Below are 19,571 nucleotides of genomic sequence, written 5' to 3'. Positions count from 1 at the left end.
AGGGTATATGTTGGTAAAATAGCGCTGGAGTAATCAACCTCAACATATCATCAATAATAGGAAATATTTATTCCATGAGCATTAAACTTGAAGTTAAGAACCTCTATAAAATATTTGGCAATAATCCTGAGACTGCATTTAAGTTATTAGCGTCGGGTCTCAGCAAAGAGCAAATATTTGAAAAAACAGGTCTTACCGTCGGTGTCCAGGATGTCAATCTGGCCATTGAAGAAGGCGAAGTATTTGTGATTATGGGATTATCTGGTTCAGGTAAATCCACTCTAGTACGTCTTCTCAATCGTCTGATAGAGCCTACCAAAGGCCATGTACTTATCGACGGTGAAGATATTTCCACCATCACCGAAACCCAGTTACGGAATGTTAGACGTAGCAAAATCAGCATGGTTTTCCAGTCATTTGCGCTTATGCCGCATTTGAATATTCTGGATAATACCGCGTTTGGTATGGATCTTGCGGGCATTCCTAAAGACGAGCGCCATCAAAAAGCCTTTGAAACGCTGAAACAAGTCAATCTCGAAAGCTACGCCCTATCCTATCCTGATGAACTGTCCGGGGGTATGCAACAACGGGTTGGCTTAGCCAGAGCGTTGGCTAACAATCCCGATATTCTGTTAATGGATGAAGCCTTCTCGGCCCTTGATCCCCTAATCCGTGCCGAAATGCAAGATGAGTTACTACGTTTGCAAGGGGAGCATCAACGTACCGTTGTGTTTATTTCCCACGATTTGGATGAAGCTATGCGCATCGGTGATCGCATTGCCATCATGCAGGATGGTATTGTCGTCCAGGTCGGAACACCTGATGAAATCATGAATAGCCCCGCTAATGATTATGTCAAAACTTTCTTCCGTGGTGTGGATGTCGGCCATGTTTTCTCAGCCAAAGATATTGCCCGCCGTCGACCAGCAACATTGCTCCATGCCGCTGCCGGCTTTGGCCCGCGCTCGGCATTAAAAGTGCTGGATAATGAGGACAGGAACTATGGCTATTTGATCGAAAAAGGCCAAAAATTTATTGGAGTGGTCTCTGTCAACTCCCTGCAACAGGCGTTGGCAGAAAAGAAATCCATTGAACATGCCATATTGGAAACACCCATCGCCGTTTCGGCAGATATTCCGTTGAATGAATTGATATCGACTGTCGCGCAATCTCCCTGCGCGGTGCCTGTCGTAGGTGACAATAGTCGTTATTTAGGTGTCATTTCCAAAGGAATATTGCTACAGGCCTTAGATAAGGAGGCACCCAATGGACAATAACTCTCCACAAACAGTCACTGATCCCAACATCAATAGTGATCCCTGGATGGACAGTGGAGCCACTTCTCCACCAGAAAACCCTGATTGGCTGAATACATCGCCAACCGACATCCCTGCTGAACACTTTAATCTCATGTCACCTTTTCAGCACAAACTCATTCCGTTTGACTCATGGGTAACTCATATTGTCGATTGGGTTGTCATACATTTTCGCCCTGTTTTTCAGGTGATCCGTGTGCCGGTCGATTTTGTCCTCAGCGGTTTTGAACAATTCCTGATGACATTGCCCCCACCCATTACCATTTTATTTTTTGCCTTGCTGGCCTGGCAACTTGCCGGAGCAGGAATCGGTGTGCTCTCTTTCATTTCACTGATCATGATCGGTGCCATTGGAGCCTGGTCAGAAGCCATGGTAACCATGGCTCTGGTGCTGACAGCCCTGCTATTCTGCCTTATCATTGGGCTTCCTCTCGGTATTGGGTTGGCGCGTAATGAGCGGCTGGCCAAGATTGTTCGCCCCTTGCTGGATGCTATGCAAACCACGCCGGCTTTTGTTTATCTGGTTCCCATCGTCATGCTGTTTGGCATAGGTAATGTCCCTGGCGTCATCGTTACTATCATTTTTGCGTTACCTCCCATTATTCGCCTGACCATTCTGGGAATAAAGCAAGTTCCATCAGATTTAATTGAAGCCGCCAGATCATTTGGAGCAAGCCCAAGGCAGATGTTGTTCAAAGTTCAACTGCCGCTAGCGATGCCGACGATTATGGCTGGTGTGAACCAAACATTGATGTTAGCGCTTTCCATGGTCGTCATAGCTTCCATGATTGCGGTTGGCGGCTTGGGATTAATGGTATTGCGTGGTATTGGCCGCCTTGACATAGGATTGGCCGCCGTTGGCGGTACGGGCATTGTCCTTCTTGCCATTATCCTTGATCGCCTGACGCAATCCCTGGGCAAGAATCATCGAGCCAGAGGGGGACACTGGTATCACTCTGGGCCAATAGGATTGCTTCGCCTACTTTTTCTCTCAATTCACGCAATTAAGAAAAAAAACCATCTATCAAAATCGCGCCAGTCAAAATAATACGTCCAAAACAACATCCGATCTGGCAACAAAAGGAGGAAATCACCATGCGCATAATCACCTTATGCAAAGAGATCATCAATAAGGGGATAATTTCTGGAACGCTCCTGATAATATTCACGAGCCTCTCCTTAACATCCACAGCATTTGCTGCGACTGAATTTCCCGGCAAAGGCATTAGTGTGCAACCACTACAAAGTACAATCAGCGAAGAAACATTTCAGACGTTGATTGTCTGCAAAGCGTTGGAAAAACTTGGCTATGATGTCAAACCGATCAAGGAAGTTGATTATAACGTCGCTTACACTTCCATTGCTTCTGGTGATGCCACATTTATGACCGTCAATTGGGTTCCACTCCATGATGCCCCATACAAAGCTGCTGGAGGAGATAATGTCTTCTATCGCAAGGGAAATTATGTCGTCAATGCGGCTCAGGGATATCTGATTGATAAAAAAACCGCAGAAAAATATCACATCACCAATATTGCTCAATTAAAAGATCCTAAACTTGCCAAGTTGTTTGATAGTAATGGCGATGGAAAAGCAGATTTGACAGGTTGTAACCCTGGATGGGGATGTGAAAGCGCAATCAACCATCACTTAGCGGCTTATAGATTAAAAAATACGGTGGAACAAAACCAAGGCAATTATGCCGCCATGATGGCTGATACTATTGCCCGTTATCGGGCTGGTAAGCCTATCCTTTATTATACCTGGACACCTTACTGGGTGAGTGATGTCCTGAAACCCGGAAAAGATGTCATCTGGCTGCAAGTCCCCTTCTCTGCTACCGGTGAGGGAGAAACTATCGATACTCAGTTGCCTAACGGCCGTAACTATGGTTTTCCTCCCAGTACCATGCACATCGTGGCAAACAAAGCGTGGGCAGAAAAGAACCCCGCTGCGGCGAAACTGTTTGCTGTAATGACCTTGCCTATTGCGGATATTAGTGCTCAAAATCGGCTTATGCATAGTGCTAAAACGTCAGAAGCTGATATTGAACGCCAGGCTGAATATTGGATCAAATCACATCAGGCAACGGTAGATCGTTGGCTAAAAGCAGCCAGAGAAGCCGCTGATAAAGCATAAATTAACTTTTCTTTTACGCTGTGTAGTAACCTATGTAGCCGTGAAAACATTAACAAAAATTCACGGCTACTCCGTATCTATTCCTCTACGACCACCAATCCCATTGTTCTGAATGACATTATTTAAATAATTTATATATTTTATATTTTCACTTTCATCATATTTTGTTAAGGTTGTTTTATCTGTTAACAAAAAAACAAAATACTCCATGTCAATGCTTGAGAAATCTGCACCTGATACATCAGCCTCTGATACATCAGAACCTGGGAAGCCTCTACCAAACAAGGTTTCTTCATTTAAAGAAGGTATTTTTGATAGTCTTCCAATCGCTATTGGCTATATTCCCATCTCTTTTGCATTTGGTTTAAGCGCCACTAAACTGGGATTTACTCCCATAGAGGCCATATTTTTTTCATGTGTCATTTATGCCGGAGCCAGCCAGTTTGTGATTACTGCCTTATTGAGCGCCGGAATGTCGCTGTGGGTTTCTGCACTGACAGTAATGGCAATGGATATCCGCCATATTTTGTATGGCCCTGCCTTACGCTATCGCATTAAACAAAAACTCTCGGAAAAGAAAACCGTGATTTGGGCCTTTGGCCTGACTGATGAAGTTTTTGCCGCAGCAACAACCAAACTCATTAAAGACCAGCGAAGTTGGAGTGAAAACTGGATGATGGCCATTGCAATATGCTCCTGGCTCTCTTGGGTATTGGGTACTGTAGCAGGAGCCATCCTGGGTAATGGTTATCTGAATTCTTATCCCGCCGTTGAAGCGGCCATGACATTTATGCTTCCGGCTCTGTTTTTAAGTTTTTTATTAGCCTCTTTCCAAAAGCAGCATACTTACTGTATTACCGCTTCCTTATTGGGCGCTTTAGTAGGCATTACATTTTTTTCAATCCCTATCGCCATTCTTGCGGGGATCATGGGTGGATGCTTAGCCGCACTGTTGCAAACTAAAAACACACAATCGAATGCCAATACCTTGCATGATTAATGCATTACATGACTATAAAATTATATGATTGATAATAAAATACTTTTTATTGGACTTATTGTAGGCGCTGCCAATTTTCTATTCCGCTATCTTCCTCTGCGTTTAGGAGCCAATCACTCACCGGCAGGAAAAAAAGGGAAAATGGGAGTCATACTCGACAGCATTGGTATCGCATCAATTTGCTCACTCCTCATCGTCTCAAGCATTCCAGACGCCATGAAAGAGCACAGCAAACTTTTTCCGACGTTAATGGGTTGCCTAACTATCTGCTTTTTCTTCTATAAAACACGAAGCATCATCATTTCCACACTATCTGGTGCCTTAATCTTTGGGATAGCATTCAAAGTATTTATGAATTAGGTATCAATATTAAAAGAAATATGATGATAATAAATAACTACAATTGCTAAATTTAACTTTTAATATAGTATTTGTATGGTTTTTAACAAAAGTTACTTTACCGGTTGAAACTAATAAGGTATCTAAACAATGGAAAGTTCATTCACTCCCACAGAAGAGTTACTTAATTGCCGTGTATCACAGCAAAAAAGTTTGCCCTACCAAGAGATATTACTCACTCGCTTATCCATGCATGTCCAGAATAAACTTCTGGAAAATCGCAACAACATGCTGAAAGCACAAGGAATCAATGAAACCTTGTTTATGGCTCTGATGATTCTGGATACCAAAGAAAGTCGTAGCATTCAGCCATCAGAACTTAGCGCTGCATTAGGCTCTTCCCGTACAAATGCAACCCGAATTGCAGATGAATTAGAAAAGCAAGGTTGGATAGAGAGGAAGGAGAGCCACAACGACCGCCGTTGTCTTCATCTTCATCTTACAGAAAAAGGTTCAATTTTTTTGAATAGTTTACTGCCACCACAGCATGAGTGCCTAATTAAACTTTGGTCTATTCTTGATTCCGAGGAGAAAAAACAGTTAGAAAAACTGATGAGAAAAATCTTGGGGCAATTAGATAATATTGGGGATTGTTTAAGTAAGTGATTGTCTGTCCGTTTTCTGAGCAGTCTTAGATCAACAAAACAGAAAACACGTTATAGCAACATAATCTAAAAAAACTTTTCTGCTAGCCTGTATCATCGGATACTTCGTATGGCTGGCTATTATCTTCAGGTAATAATTAAATCCATATCGTTTGCCCCTTCCAGTAGTGTAAATGCACACTACTGGAATCGTGTTTTTTTCCAATCGGGGCCATACAATTAATTATAAGTTAAGAACAAATACGGAGACTCTCCATGAGTATTAGTGAGAAAGCACCACTTCCGTCTAACGAAAGCACGCTATCCTCAAGCGAAAGGCAATCTTCTTCAAAGGTAAAAATAAAAAATGATCTCAAAAAACAGAAACGTCGCCGTACCATTACGTTATTGACGTTGTTCTTCCTTTTGCTTGGGGCCGGTTATACCGTTTATTGGTTTCTCACTTTACGTCACCATGAGGAAACTGATAATGCCTATGTTACGGGTAATCAGATCCAAATAATGTCGCAAATTGCAGGCAGCGTCGTGACTGTCAATTTTGACAATACTGATTTTGTGAAAAGTGGTCAGCCTCTTGTCCAACTCGATCCCCGTGACGCCGAATTAGCGTTGGAAAGCGCTAAAAATGAATTAGCCAATACTGTCCGGATCACCCATCAGCACATGATCGACAGTAAAAGATACCAAGCTATCATTGAGCTGAAAAAAATTGCCCTCAGAAAAGCCCAACATGATCTTAACCGAAGGGAAATATTGGGGACTCAGGAGCTGATTGGTAAAGAAGAGTTGCAACATATGCGAGAAGCTGTCTCTACTGCTCAAGCTGATCTGGATGTCGCGATAGCCCAATATAAAAGCAATCAAGCCATTATTCTGGATACTCCACTGGAAAAACAGCCAGCCGTCGAAAAAGCGGCCTCTGGCGTTCGTGATGCCTGGCTCGCCTTACAGAGAACCCATGTTGTCAGCCCGGTTGATGGTTATGTTGCTCGCCGCAGCGTGCAGGTAGGCTCTCGTATCAATTCAGGAACCCCCTTAATGGCGATTGTACCGGCCAACAATATGTGGATTGAGTCCAATTTCAAAGAAACCCAACTGGCAAACATGCGGATTGGGCAGCCCGCTACCGTCATCAGCGATTTCTATGGTGATGATGTTGTCTATACCGGTAAGGTCGCGGGGATTAATATGGGAACCGGCAGTGCCTTTTCTCTGTTACCAGCGCAAAATGCCAGCGGCAACTGGATTAAGGTTGTACAACGCCTGCCAGTCCGTATTGAACTTGATCCTGAACAAGTAAAGCAACATCCCTTGCGAATTGGGTTATCAACAAAAGTTACCGTGGACACCGCGAACACCGATGGAACGGTATTAGCAACCACTGAACGTACGCTTCCGGCCTATCAGACCAATGCCTTAACGATAGATATGGCTCCTGCAAACAAAATAGTTACTGACATTATTAATAGTAACTCAGGGAACCAAATTTAAGGGGGGTTCATGGTAACAAGAGAACCGCTTACAGGTGCGAAACTCGCCTTTTTGACCATTGCACTTTCAATGGCAACTTTCATGCTTGTTCTCGACTCTACCATTGCCAACGTCGCCATACCGACGATTGCTGGTAATCTAGGGGCATCAATCTCGCAAGGAACATGGGTGATTACCTCCTTCGGTGTCGCAAACGCCATTTCCATTCCCATTACCGGTTGGCTAGCGAAGCGCTTTGGCGAGGTGAAATTGTTCCTCTGGTCTACCGCAATTTTTACCCTTTCATCCTGGCTGTGCGGTCTTTCCAACAGCCTCAGCATGCTAATTTTCTTCCGTGTCATGCAAGGGTTAGCCGCAGGCCCTGTACTCCCCCTTTGCCAAAGTTTATTGCTAAATAACTATCCATCGGCGAAACGAAATATGGCATTGGCGCTATGGTCGATAATGATTGTTGTTGCCCCCATTTGTGGGCCTATCCTCGGCGGTTACATCAGTGATAACTACCATTGGGGATGGATTTTTTACATCAATATCCCCTTTGGTATCGCAATTATCTTTGCCATCATGCAGTTATTGCGGGGCAGGGAAACAAAAACAGAAATTCGCCCTATCGACATTATTGGGCTGTTTTTGCTGGTGATTGGTATTGGCAGCCTGCAAATTATGCTGGATCAAGGCAAGGAACTTGATTGGTTTAACTCCACCGAGATTATTACCCTGACTATTACGGCGATCATCGCACTTATTTTCCTGATCATCTGGGAACTGACTGATGATCATCCGATAATCGATCTGTCTTTGTTTAAGCTACGCAATTTTTCCATTGGCACTCTGAGCATTAGCCTCGGCTTCATGATGTACTTCGGTTCGATTGTTTTGCTGCCACAGCTATTGCAAGAAGTCTACGGCTATACCGCAACCTGGGCTGGCTTTGCGGCCGCACCGGTAGGATTGCTGCCGCTATTGCTGTCCCCCGTCATTGGCAAGTTTGGCCATAAGATAGACTTGCGTTATATAGTGACATTTAGTTTCATCACTTATGCTATTTGCTTCTATTGGCGGGCATACACTTTTGAACCAGGCATGGATTTCGCTGCCACTGCCTGGCCTCAGTTTGTTCAAGGGCTTGCGATGGCATGTTTCTTTATGCCATTGACCACCATTACCCTATCAGGGTTAGCACCAGAACGAATGGCCTCCGCTTCCAGCCTGTCAAACTTTACCCGTATATTATCGGGTTCAATAGGGACATCTCTCACCACCACAATGTGGACACAACGAGAATCGATGCATCACTCGAACCTGACAGAGTACATCAATCCATATAACCCTAATTATCAGCAAATACATCAGCAATTGGCTCAATTGGGTATGAATGATGAACAAATATCCGCTTATCTGGCAAAACAGATCACTCATCAAGGGCTAATTATTTCTGCCAATGAGATCTTCTGGTTTTCCGCCGGCGTATTCCTTTTCTTGACGTTATTGATCTGGCTGGCAAAACCACCTTTTTCTGCCGGAGGCAAAGACCACGGGGGAGCGCATTAAATTAATAGGATCTTAGCGGGAGTAGTTGCTCCCGCTATGAAAAATATCCCTGCCCTGAATAGGTTTTCATGATAGCGATATACTCAAACTATCAGGTTTTCTGACTCCTCGCGCCGCGAGGAGTCAGGAAGTAACCTACAAATAGAGGGTTCGGGAAATAATTGTCCAATTACCTCATCGTTTCAGGTTTGTTAGCAAACTGGGCAATGGGATTCACCAGATTATCCGCAAACTTAAAACTCTGCGCGGGATCAGACAAATCAAGCATCTGGCGATTGTTGGCAATTTGTAATCGATTCAAACAACAACGTTTAATTTCTGGCGTAAACAGGTCATAACGCTCAAATTGGCTGCTTTATCCTCAATCCATGACGATTTTTTATTTTTAAAATAAATGAAATTATCTATGTAGTCGATTCAAGAGGACAATCGTGACAATTCCCTACTCCTGGTAGTTTATTTCTCTGACAGCAACAGCGACGCTGTATGACATTATTTCTCATAATCACTGTGCGATAAAGCGGGTTATCCCTGCCATCAGGCAGAGTTTGTGTAAAGAAAAGATCCTGTATTAATGTATCATACTGATCTGCATCCATTCTTTCCTTGAAATTATTTAAGTACCAATGCATAACATAGCCAATGTTATTCCACAATAAACGTCCATTTATTCCTCGATAGGATTCAATCTTCTCACACACAGGTATAATATGTCTATCCAACATAGAGTGATAACGCTCCAATAAAGATATTGATTCGTCTAACCACGTTAACCGGTAATAAACAACATTTGGCCTGCCCGTTTCATGGAACTCAACCTGAAAAAGATTATAATCTGTATTAACCGCCTGAGGATATTCCAATAGCATTAACATCATTGGCGGAACAATTAAACCAAAGTACCACTGTGCCCATAAAGAATAAAGTCCTTTTTGATTGGGTTTTAATTCATTGTCACTATAATATGAATCTTGGTAGCTTTTTATCAATAATGGAAATGTTTCATCACTCGACCATTGATAAAACCCCATACTTTCCGATGGGATTTTATCTGAATTTATTTTTATTGATGAATTAAAATGGCTAAATGCCCCATCAAATAGGTTTGTGATATCTTCAATCGTTATTTCAGATATCGATTTAATAGGGCCTTGATTATTCTCATTTGCCATTCAACATTCTCCTATCACCCAATAGTTTTATATTTAGGAATAATCAACGGTGTGTTAGATTCAGGATCGCGAATAATTCGGCAAGCCAAGCCAAATACATCAGCAATATTCTGTACTGTCACAATTTCCTCAGGGATACCCTCAGCATAAATCTGCCCCTCTTTCATCATAATCAGACGAGAGGCATAACGCAGTGCCAGATTAATATCATGCAAAACCAACACCAATGTTTTGCCTTGTCGGTGCAAGCTCTGGCAAAGATCAAGCAATTCAATCTGGTGAGCAATATCCAAATAAGTGGTCGGTTCATCCAACAAAATAATCGGCGTCTGCTGAGCCAATGTCATGGCAAACCAAGCACGCTGGCGCTGTCCTCCCGACAATTCGCTCATCAATTTTTGCGACATATCCCATAAATCCACGGCCTTCAGCGCTTCATTGACGACCCTCTCATCTTCCGCCGACCATTGGCGCAGGAAAGACTGGTAAGGGTAGCGCCCACGAGAAACGAGATCATAAACCGTCAGTGCCTCAGTGATGGCTGCACCTTGTGTCAGCAAGGATAATTCACGCGCCACTAATTTAGGTTTATAACGATGGATGTTGCTTCCATCCAGCAAAACTTCACCACGTTGGGGAGGCATACTGCGACTGATAGCCCTCAACAACGTCGATTTTCCACAACCATTCGGGCCGATAATGACACTAAACTCACCATCGTGGATCGCGAGGTTAACACCATCAATAATAGTTCTTTTACCATATGCCAGTGAAAGATCATGGGCTTTCAATCGTGAAGCCACTTCAAGGGAATAAGCATCCGATGGCATTATCGTGTCCTCCTTAATTCGGCATACAGCAAATACATCAAATAAACGCCACCCATTACCGCTGTAATAACCCCTACAGGTAAACGAGCAAAGGTGGGTAATAGCAAGGTAATGAAATCAGAAGCCAGCATCAGTAAAGCCCCCACCAGCGCAGTGCAAAACAGGGCAGAACCTTTATTTCGCACCAAGCGTCGGGCAATTTGTGGGGCAGACAAGGCGATAAATGCAACAGGCCCAACAACCAATACCGACAGGGTGGCAAACGTCACTGCCAGTAAGATGCTGGCTATCTGAATAAGGTGTACAGGCACCCCAAGGGTATTGGCAATATCATTGCCAAAATGGGTGTAATTCAATTGCCTGCCTAGCCAAAATAAAACCGGGATGAACAACACCATTCCACTGATCAATGCGACATTTTGCCAGTTTTGACTGGCAAGACTGCCTCTCAGTAATGATTTCAGTTGTTGGGCTTGCTCAAGGCGAATATTCGCAGAGGCAAATTCAACAAATGCCATGCACAATGCCGCAATCGCAATTCCCGAAATAATGATCTTATTCGCCGGCATATTCCCAACGCCTGCACCATTACCGAGATAGACCAACAATACGGCAATGATGGCACCCAATAGCGCGCCTAATGGAACGGGTAATATTTCCGGCCACACAACCATTGCCACGACGATCCCAACCGCCGCACCACCGTTAACACCGATGATATCCGGGCTGCCAAGTGCATTACGAGTCATAAGCTGGAACAGGGAACCAGAAAGTGCCAATGTTATTCCCGCCCCGATTGCCACCAATGCTCTCGGTAAACGGATCTCCGTTAAGATAAAGGCTTGATAAGGTGTTTCTGTCAGTAAAAAAGGATTATCCATCCCTTCCCTGCCCATTGCTAAGGACAGGTAAAAAAGCACGACAATCAGCAATAAAATGGAACAAACTACCCGGATAATCTGCCACTCTGGCGTCATAAAAACGACATTGCCTATCTTAACTGTTTTAATGTTGGGCTGTCTCATGGGTGAATGAATCAATGTCATCATTTACTCCGCCATCATCTTTTGGGAGCGGCTTTTCGCCACCAGATAAAGCAGCGGTGCACCAATACTCGCCGTAATAATACCAACCATGATTTCTTCGGGGGATATCAGCAATCGCGCAACAATATCCGATATTAGCAGCAAGCAAGAGCCCGCAAGCAGGCAATAAGGTAAATGATTGTGTTGCAAAGTTGAATTCTTCACTCTATTTATCTCGTTACCAAAATGATTTGTATTATGTTTGTCTTGATATTTCCATCACTTATCTGTCGCAAATACGACAGAATATCCTTCCCGCAAGGCGTAAAGAGGATTCATTAACGTTCCGGCAAATTTCAGATTCTTCTCACGATCATCAAGGTCGATCATCTGTTGGTTATTCGCCATTTGCAGACGGTTCAGACAGGTACGCACAAAATCGTGCTTAAATAGATCAAATTTGCGGAATTTTTCTATCTGATCCCGATGTTGTGGTTGATAACTATGAATACAGTAGGCAACCCATTTTCCCTGGTTAAATGGGAGGTTTGATGATTCCAATGAGTATTTAACGAACGCATTTATAAAGCCCTTTATTCATATCCTGTACCCACCTGTTTCCATACATAAACACTGCTGACAGGGTGATACATCTCTATATAAACTTCTGAATATTGCTATCCAATGAGTGGGGTCTTAATTCTGGCTCACGAAAATTAGGGTTATTCTCTTTTTATTTCATAGAATGATAATGAAAATTATTATGATTAACAACCATAAAAAAGTAGCCTATTTAGCGAAATTGACTGACTTGTTTAATAGAACCGACTAATAATAGGGTTAAACTATAAATGGCATAAATTTTATGTAGATTATTTAATGAGCTATTTTAGTTAAAAAATCCAATTAAATACTTTCAATGAAAATAATAACAAATGTTTTTATTTATATTTGTACGATGTTTTTTTATTGAAATAATAAAAACAAGTTCAATAAATGAGGGAAAAAATAAAGCCCTGACTATTTAGCCAGGGCTTTATCGATAATAAAAATTAAACTATCTCTTTCTATCTTCAAATCACTATTCTTTTACAAAATAGCAACTTGAGATCTATACCAATCGCCTTTCAAGATGCGTCTTATATCTCCCCGCGTAGCGGGGAGATATAAACACTCTCGTTGGTTTGCAAACGGCAACTTGAAGTTAGATTGGTATCTTTCAGGGATAAATTAAATCTTATTCTGACGCCACCACTCCGCCAGCATAATACCTGTTGCAACAGAAACATTCAGGCTTTCTACCCAACCCGTTCCACCAATAGAAAGACGAATGTCTCCATCTTCCCAAGTGCTGTCACTTAATCCGTCACTTTCCTGACCCAATACCAAGACCATTTTTTCTGGTAAGGTTGCTTGTGCCAACGCGGTGCTACCTTTATGGCTTGATGTAGTCACAATTGTGTAGCCTTGGTTGCGGAATTTATCCAGTGTAGCCGTGAACCCATCGGCATCAATGCCTTTAATGTGTTCAGCGCCGCCTTCTGCGGTGCGAACAGCCGCGCCTGATTCCAGCATCGCGGTATCCTGCAAAATCACACCTTGTACGCCAAAATGCGCACAACTACGGATAATTGCACCAAGATTATGTGGATTACCTACGTTTTCCAATGCCAAAACGCAATCTTTGGCAGGGGCCTTCTGCAAATAGGTTTCTGCATCCAGGCCATTACGTTTCTTAATCAGGAAACAGACACCACCGTGGTGCTCTGTGCCCGATGCCTTGGATAGTTCTTCATTATCAACCACATGGTAAGCCTTGCGATTGGCCGCCATCCATTTCAGAGTCTCGCGAAAACGTGGAGTGACGGTTTGAACAAACCAAGCCCGAACGATCGCATCAGGGCGGTTCTGGAACATTGCCTGACACGCATTTTCTCCATAAATGCGGGTTTCTTCTAACCGCTGACGACGAAGCTGTTCCGGATCAATGTTACTTTTTCCACTGATGCCATTGTGTTCTGGCTGGAGAGAAGATTCTCCCTCTGGCCGAGAGATCGTTTTCCATGGAGAGCGATCGTCTGAGCGTTCATTGCTACGACGGCGATCACCCTGCTCACGTCCTCTACCAAACGGACGGTTATCATTTTTACGGCTGTCACTATTCTTACGACGATCTCCGCCCTTGCGACTATCGTTATTGTCCTCACTATTTCGGACATACATGACTTTGACTTTGCCGTTCTTACCACTATAGGAATCGTTCATTTATTTCTCCAACTGCGTTATGGCGCGAAGATTACCCGATGTACGCTCCCGAAGCTACCTCTGGTAACGACAATCCATTAAAATATCCGCTAATTTTCTACTGGTCTTATCCACGAACCTGTTTGAGTTCTTAAATGAGAAATAACAACGCCGTTTATCAGCTTCGCCAGCGACGCCTTGCCCGTTCTACCCGACCTTTTCAGGCAAGGGGATGTCGCGTGCAGCGTTGCCTGCATTGTTTATTACCCCAAAAAAAATGTCTGTGTGAAATGATTTCACCTGCCAATGCGGCAAGCCGCTTTTGTCTCATCATGTTTGATACTGAACCAATGAAACCCAGTAATACCGGAAAGCTGATTGCAGATATCCTGCCCGATACACAGGCTTTTCTCTGGTCCAGAACCGAGCCTGATCAACAACTGCTTGAAGTATTGCGCGATCCAACCCGGCAACCCTATCTGATCTTCCCAGACAGTTATGCGATACCTCCTCGCACAGTGTATCGGGAGATCCCTGATACCCTGAAACCACCGCTGTTCATTATATTGGATGGTACTTGGCCTGAGGCAAGAAAAATGTTTCGTAAAAGCCCTTATTTGGATGATATTCCTCTATTGTCCATGAATAATATTGCCAAAATAGACTATTTACTTCGGGTGCCTTCCAGAACAGAGCAACATTGTACTGCCGAAGTCGCAGCGGTAGCATTAGAATTGGCTGGGGATATTGAAGCGTCACAATCATTATTGAACCATTTTAACCACTTTCGTGAACAATATCTGGCCGGAAAATCTAATCATCTGTAGGAATAACTCACAGTAATGCTTGACAATCCGCGCTAAAGTCACTGATGGTGGCTAAAGTTATTCATGGTAATTGTTTAATCAACAGTGATTGTTTATTGATGTGATAACGGATAAGGAACCCAGAAATGAGCCAGCGCGGACTTGAAGCATTGTTACGCCCTAAATCTATCGCCGTTATTGGTGCTTCTGAAAAACCAGAAAAAGCCAGTTCAATGTTGATGCGAAATTTGTTAATGGGCGGGTTTACTGGACCTATTCTTCCCGTCACACCAAACAAATATGCCGTTCTGGGGGTGTTAGCCTATCCTTCTATTGATAAATTACCATTGACTCCTGATCTGGCTGTGATTTGCACCCATCACAGTCGCAATTTGTCCTTATTAGAGCAACTGGCTCAACACGGATGCAAAACCGTTATTATTTTATCCTCTCCGCCATCACAATTTACTGAATTGAAACAGTGCAGCCAAAAACATCATATCCGAATTCTCGGACCCAATAGCCTTGGCATCTTAGCACCTTGGATCGGGTTGAATGCCAGTTTTTCCCCGATCCCTATCCTTAAAGGTAAACTGGCTTTTATCTCACAATCCGCCGCAATATCAAACACCATTCTGGACTGGGCCAATCACCGTAATATTGGTTTCTCGTATTTTATTGCCTTGGGTGACAGTGTTGATATTGATATCGATGATCTGCTTGATTTTCTGGCAAGAGACAGTAAAACCAGTGCCATTTTGTTGCATCTTGAACATATCAGTGATGCCCGACGTTTTCTTTCGGCTTCCCGAAGCGCCTCACGTAATAAGCCTATTCTGGTCGTGAAAAGCAGTCGCACCCGAAAAGCTCAGCAGTTACTGGGAGAACAACAAAATTTCGATGCGGCTTATGATGCAGCCATTCAACGTGCCGGATTATTGCGGGTACAGGACACACATGAAATGTTCTCCGCAGTGGAAACGTTAAGTTTTATGCGACCATTACGTGGGGAACGTCTATTAATCGTCAGTAATGGTGCAGCACCAGCGGCAATGGCGCTGGATGAGCTATTCAGAAGAACGGGCAAGCTCGCCATATTAAGTGAGGAAACGATGACTGGGTTGTCTGGCATACTTCCAGACACGCTCCTTTTACGTAATCCATTAGATGTCGGTGATGACGCCTCAACAGAGCGGTACATTGCTGCACTCAAGCTGCTTTTGGATAGCCATGATTATGATGCCTTACTCTTAATCCACTCTCCTTGTGCCATATCCCACAGCCAAACTACAGCGGTTCAGGTTATACGAACCATTAAAGAACATCCGCGCGGTAAATGGCTCACCATTTTCACTAATTGGTGCGGAGAATATTCTTCACTGGAAGCCCGACGTCTGTTCAGTGAAGCAGGTATTCCAACTTATCGGACACCAGAAGGTGCCATTACCGCTTTCATGCACATGGTGGAATACCAGCGAAACCAAAAACAACTAAAAGAAACCCCTTCTTTGCCAATCGGCATTACCTCAAATACCGCCAGAGCCCATGAGTGTATCCAGAAGGCGCTTGATAACGGGAATGTCCGATTAGATACTCATGAAGTACAACCTATTCTTGATGCTTACGGTCTGAATACCTTACCAACCTGGATCGCTCATACCAGTGATGATGCAGTGAATATCGCAGAAAAGATTGGCTACCCCGTCGCATTAAAACTCCGCTCACCTGATATTCCACATAAGTCAGAAGTTCAGGGAGTGATGCTTTATTTGCGCAATGCCGATGAAGTCAAGGCCGCGACACAAGCGATTATTGAACGTGTAAAACAAAACTTTCCACAAGCCAGAATTCATGGCTTGTTAGTCCAGAGCATGGCTAATCGGGCTGGCACACAAGAGCTGAGAATTGCGATTGAGCAAGATGAAATATTTGGCCCCTTAATCATGCTAGGCGAGGGAGGTGTTGATTGGGTGCATGAAACACAGGCTGCTGTTGCCCTCCTTCCCCTTAATATGGCATTAGCCCGTTATCTGGTTATCCAGGCAATTAAAAGTGGCAAAATCAAATCTGGCGGTTCGCTTTTGCCGCTGGACATTCTTGCCCTCAGCCAGTTATTGGTCAGAGTATCTAACCTTCTGATCGATTGTCCCCAAATCATTCGAATGAATATCCATCCACTGCTTGCATCAGGTAATGAGTTCGCTTTATTGGATGTGACAATGGAGTTAACACCAGTAACCGGCGATCCCCACAAAAGACTGGCTATCCGGCCTTATCCTAATGAGCTGGAAGAAACTATCTATATCAAAGATGATTTTAAATGTTTGCTACGACCAATCCTGCCAGAAGACGAACCCTTGCTGAAAGCATTTATCGGCCAAGTCACAAAGGAAGATCTGTATTATCGCTATTTCAGTGAAATTAACGAATTTACTCATGATGATCTTGCAAACATGACCCAAATTGACTACGACCGAGAAATGGCATTCGTGGCCATCCGCCATCCAACTACAGCACCTGAAATTATTGGGGTCGCTCGGGCCATGGCTGATCCCGATAATATCGAGGCAGAATTTGCGATATTAGTGCGATCAGATCTCAAGGGGATGACGCTAGGCTATCAGCTTATGACGAAACTGATTAACTACACAAGAGAACATGGTATCCAGACACTAACAGCCATCACTATGCCTGAAAACCGTAACATGATCCAACTTGCGAAAAAACTTGGGTTTACCATCGACATACAGTTAGAAGATGGGATTGTTAATCTTAGGTTAAGCCTATAGCCAAAAATAAATTCAACATGTATCGCATGATGAATAGAAAAAAACCTCACTTCGTGATAGATCGCACAGACTTAAAGCAATCAGCTCATAGGAGTTAATTCATACTCACAATGAGCCAAACTAATGGTATTATCACCGGATCATTTTGATTCATACACCTTATGATGGTATTGATTCCATCTAGACTAAGAGAAAAACGCACTGTGATGTTGTCCAAATTTAAACAAGCAAAACACCAACAACACCTTGCACAACTGCCTAAGCTACCGCAATCAGTTGCTGACATTGAAACACTTTATGAATCTAAAGTGTTTCGCAGCACTTTATTGGAACGTATAGCAAACGCCCAAAGGCATATTTATATTGCCGCATTATATTTAGAAAACGACGATGCAGGGCGGGATATTCTGACTGCGTTATATGTAGCCAAACAAAAACGCCCTGAGCTGGACATAAAAGTCCTGGTTGATTGGCATCGTGCCCAACGTGGCCGTATTGGTGTAGAAGCAGCGGCAACAAATGCAGACTGGTATTGTTCCATGGCTGAAAGCTACCCTGGTGTCAACGTTTCCATCCTGGGTGTTCCAGTGAATACACGTGAAGCATTGGGAGTTTTACATCTAAAAGGCTTTATTTTTGATGATACGGTTATTTACAGCGGAGCCAGCATTAATGATGTCTATCTGCACCGCCATGAAAAATATCGTTATGACCGTTATCACTTGCTGCATAATGCAAAACTTGCCGCAACCATGAAGCAGTTTATCGATGACAATATTATTAGCGCTGACGCCGTAAAAAACTTGGCCTGCTATAACCGTCCTCGCAGCCTTGAAATTAAAAATTTGATCCGTCAATTTCGTGCTTCACTGAGAAATGCCGAATATCACTTTGAAAACCAAGCATCAAATGAAGAATTGGCGGTAACTCCCCTTGTTGGATTGGGTAAAAAGAATCAGCTGAATAAAACAATTTGCCATCTCATTTCTTGCACCGATACCAAATTGGTTATTTGTACACCTTATTTCAATTTACCGGCAGTATTGGTGCGTGCAATATCCCGATTACTCCGTCAGGGAAAGCAAGTTGAGATCATCATTGGAGATAAAACAGCCAACGATTTTTATATTCCACCCGAAGAACCATTTAGGATCATCGGTGCATTGCCTTATCTGTATGAAATTAACTTACGTCGATTCACTAGTCGGCTGCAAAAGTTTATTGATAGCCAGCAATTAACTATTCGGTTATGGAAAGATCAAGATAATACTTATCACTTAAAAGGGGTTTGGATTGATAATAAATGGCAATTAATTACTGGTAATAATCTTAATCCTCGTGCGTGGGGATTGGATCTGGAAAATGCCATTCTTATTCACGACCCCCAACAAGAGATGAAAGAACAACGTGCAATGGAATTGGATTGCATCCGTACTCATACAAAAATCATCCACGATTATCAAGAGCTGGAAAGTATCCAACTCTACCCTGTTAAGGTGCGCAAACTGATACGACGCTTGCGCCGTATTCGGGTAGATCGATTGATCAGCAGGATACTGTAGAATAGATAACCCACTTATAAAATATTATCGTTTTTTTAATCCCCTTTGACTATTGTCTGAGGGGATTTTTTTGTATCTTATTTATCAAACAGCTATGATTTTAAAAAGAATAAATCATGGCGTAACTTACATGAAAAAAAGCATCATCACTCTGATAAGAAATATATTAATGATTTCTCCTATCCTATTGAATACGGCTTGCTCCAATATCCGTCAAGCAAATGACAACTGGACAGGAAAAGATAAAGCGCAGCATTTCTTGTTTTCTGCCATTGTCACTGCAGCAGGCAATGCTTATGGTGATCGTCAACATTGGCGTCACCGTGAAAGTGCGCAATTTGGTGTATTGCTATCAGTTGGCATTGGTGCAGCCAAAGAACTTTATGATAGTCGACCATCAGGAACCGGCTGGAGTTGGCATGATATTGCTTATGATATAGCCGGGGCGATAGCAGGTTATAGCCTATATCAAACTATGAAGTAATTAAATTCCTAAACGCAAAAAAGCCATCCGGTGAAGAATGGCTTCTCTGTCTGAAGTGATGTCTGGCAGTGCCCTACTCTCGCATGGGGAGGCCCCACACTACCATCGGCGCGACGGCGTTTCACTGCTGAGTTCGGCATGGATTCAGGTGGTCCCAC

16 protein-coding genes, 2 pseudogenes and 1 other annotated feature are annotated in these 19,571 nt (G+C 43.3%); of the genes and pseudogenes, 12 read left to right on the top strand and 6 right to left on the bottom strand.

Annotation, left to right across the window (positions count from 1 at the left end; genetic code table 11):
• The first annotated feature begins 74 nt into the window (after positions 1-74).
• The 8 genes from proV (at position 75) to emrB (ending at position 8,501) form a co-directional block, all read left to right on the top strand.
• The gene (gene proV, locus Xkoz_RS26635) at positions 75-1,277 is read left to right on the top strand and encodes a glycine betaine/L-proline ABC transporter ATP-binding protein ProV (RefSeq protein WP_099141507.1); all 1,203 of its coding nucleotides are present in this window, start codon (positions 75-77) and stop codon (positions 1,275-1,277) included.
• Positions 1,267-2,364: a glycine betaine/L-proline ABC transporter permease ProW gene (gene proW, locus Xkoz_RS26630; protein ID WP_099141506.1), complete on the top strand. Its 1,098-nt coding sequence runs from the start codon at positions 1,267-1,269 to the stop codon at positions 2,362-2,364. Before proV ends, proW begins: the two co-directional genes overlap by 11 nt.
• A gap of 47 nt (positions 2,365-2,411) precedes the next feature.
• On the top strand, positions 2,412-3,455 hold the full coding sequence (proX, locus tag Xkoz_RS26625; protein ID WP_099141505.1) for a glycine betaine/L-proline ABC transporter substrate-binding protein ProX: 1,044 nt from the start codon (positions 2,412-2,414) through the stop codon (positions 3,453-3,455).
• Between the two features lie 214 nt (positions 3,456-3,669).
• Entirely contained in the window at positions 3,670-4,455 is a 786-nt protein-coding gene (locus Xkoz_RS26620; RefSeq protein ID WP_099141546.1) for an AzlC family ABC transporter permease, read from the top strand.
• 24 nt (positions 4,456-4,479) lie between these two features.
• Positions 4,480-4,815 carry an L-valine transporter subunit YgaH gene (ygaH, locus tag Xkoz_RS26615; protein WP_099141504.1) on the top strand — a complete coding sequence of 112 codons (336 nt, stop codon included), beginning with the start codon at positions 4,480-4,482 and terminating at the stop codon, positions 4,813-4,815.
• 129 nt (positions 4,816-4,944) lie between these two features.
• Entirely contained in the window at positions 4,945-5,460 is a 516-nt protein-coding gene (mprA, locus tag Xkoz_RS26610) for a transcriptional repressor MprA (protein WP_099141503.1), read from the top strand.
• 254 nt (positions 5,461-5,714) lie between these two features.
• A complete protein-coding gene (gene emrA / locus Xkoz_RS26605; protein WP_099141502.1) occupies positions 5,715-6,950 on the top strand; it encodes a multidrug efflux MFS transporter periplasmic adaptor subunit EmrA in 1,236 nt (411 codons plus the stop codon).
• A 9-nt stretch (positions 6,951-6,959) separates the two neighbouring features.
• Complete coding sequence (gene emrB, locus Xkoz_RS26600) at positions 6,960-8,501, top strand: multidrug efflux MFS transporter permease subunit EmrB (protein ID WP_099141501.1); 1,542 nt, start codon at positions 6,960-6,962, stop codon at positions 8,499-8,501.
• Positions 8,502-8,905: 404 nt separating this feature from the next.
• Here the strand turns inward: emrB and fhuF are convergent, their stop codons facing one another.
• From fhuF to Xkoz_RS26570, 6 genes and pseudogenes are all read right to left on the bottom strand, one after another.
• Entirely contained in the window at positions 8,906-9,673 is a 768-nt protein-coding gene (gene fhuF, locus Xkoz_RS26595) for a siderophore-iron reductase FhuF (protein WP_099141500.1), read from the bottom strand.
• A 14-nt stretch (positions 9,674-9,687) separates the two neighbouring features.
• Complete coding sequence (locus Xkoz_RS26590; protein WP_099141499.1) at positions 9,688-10,503, bottom strand: ABC transporter ATP-binding protein; 816 nt, start codon at positions 10,501-10,503, stop codon at positions 9,688-9,690.
• Positions 10,503-11,549 (bottom strand): FecCD family ABC transporter permease, encoded by a 1,047-nt coding sequence (locus Xkoz_RS26585; protein ID WP_099141545.1) that lies wholly within the window; start codon positions 11,547-11,549, stop codon positions 10,503-10,505. Before Xkoz_RS26585 ends, Xkoz_RS26590 begins: the two co-directional genes overlap by 1 nt.
• Before the next feature lie 3 nt (positions 11,550-11,552).
• Positions 11,553-11,723: pseudogene (locus tag Xkoz_RS26580) on the bottom strand (iron chelate uptake ABC transporter family permease subunit); the annotation flags it as partial.
• Between the two features lie 84 nt (positions 11,724-11,807).
• Positions 11,808-12,050, bottom strand: a pseudogene (locus Xkoz_RS26575) (ferric iron reductase); the annotation flags it as partial.
• Between the two features lie 708 nt (positions 12,051-12,758).
• Positions 12,759-13,793 (bottom strand): tRNA/rRNA methyltransferase, encoded by a 1,035-nt coding sequence (locus tag Xkoz_RS26570; RefSeq protein ID WP_099141498.1) that lies wholly within the window; start codon positions 13,791-13,793, stop codon positions 12,759-12,761.
• 134 nt (positions 13,794-13,927) lie between these two features.
• On the opposite strand from Xkoz_RS26570, the gene Xkoz_RS26565 reads away from it, so the two are divergent.
• From Xkoz_RS26565 to Xkoz_RS26550, 4 genes are all read left to right on the top strand, one after another.
• The gene (locus Xkoz_RS26565) at positions 13,928-14,599 is read left to right on the top strand and encodes a tRNA-uridine aminocarboxypropyltransferase (protein ID WP_099141497.1); all 672 of its coding nucleotides are present in this window, start codon (positions 13,928-13,930) and stop codon (positions 14,597-14,599) included.
• A gap of 125 nt (positions 14,600-14,724) precedes the next feature.
• Positions 14,725-17,367, top strand: a complete 2,643-nt coding sequence (locus Xkoz_RS26560) for a bifunctional acetate--CoA ligase family protein/GNAT family N-acetyltransferase (RefSeq protein WP_099141496.1) — start codon at positions 14,725-14,727, stop codon at positions 17,365-17,367.
• 206 nt (positions 17,368-17,573) lie between these two features.
• Positions 17,574-18,929, top strand: a complete 1,356-nt coding sequence (gene pssA, locus Xkoz_RS26555) for a CDP-diacylglycerol--serine O-phosphatidyltransferase (RefSeq protein WP_167386566.1) — start codon at positions 17,574-17,576, stop codon at positions 18,927-18,929.
• A gap of 169 nt (positions 18,930-19,098) precedes the next feature.
• Entirely contained in the window at positions 19,099-19,413 is a 315-nt protein-coding gene (locus Xkoz_RS26550) for a YfiM family lipoprotein (protein WP_244183424.1), read from the top strand.
• Between the two features lie 70 nt (positions 19,414-19,483).
• Positions 19,484-19,571: a sequence feature (5S ribosomal RNA rRNA prediction is too short), on the bottom strand.

Source organism: Xenorhabdus kozodoii, assembly GCF_002632875.1.
Classification (GTDB): Bacteria; Pseudomonadota; Gammaproteobacteria; order Enterobacterales; family Enterobacteriaceae; genus Xenorhabdus; species Xenorhabdus kozodoii.
The sequence above is the reverse complement of the archived record's forward strand: the minus strand, read 5'-3'. Positions and strand labels throughout refer to the sequence as shown.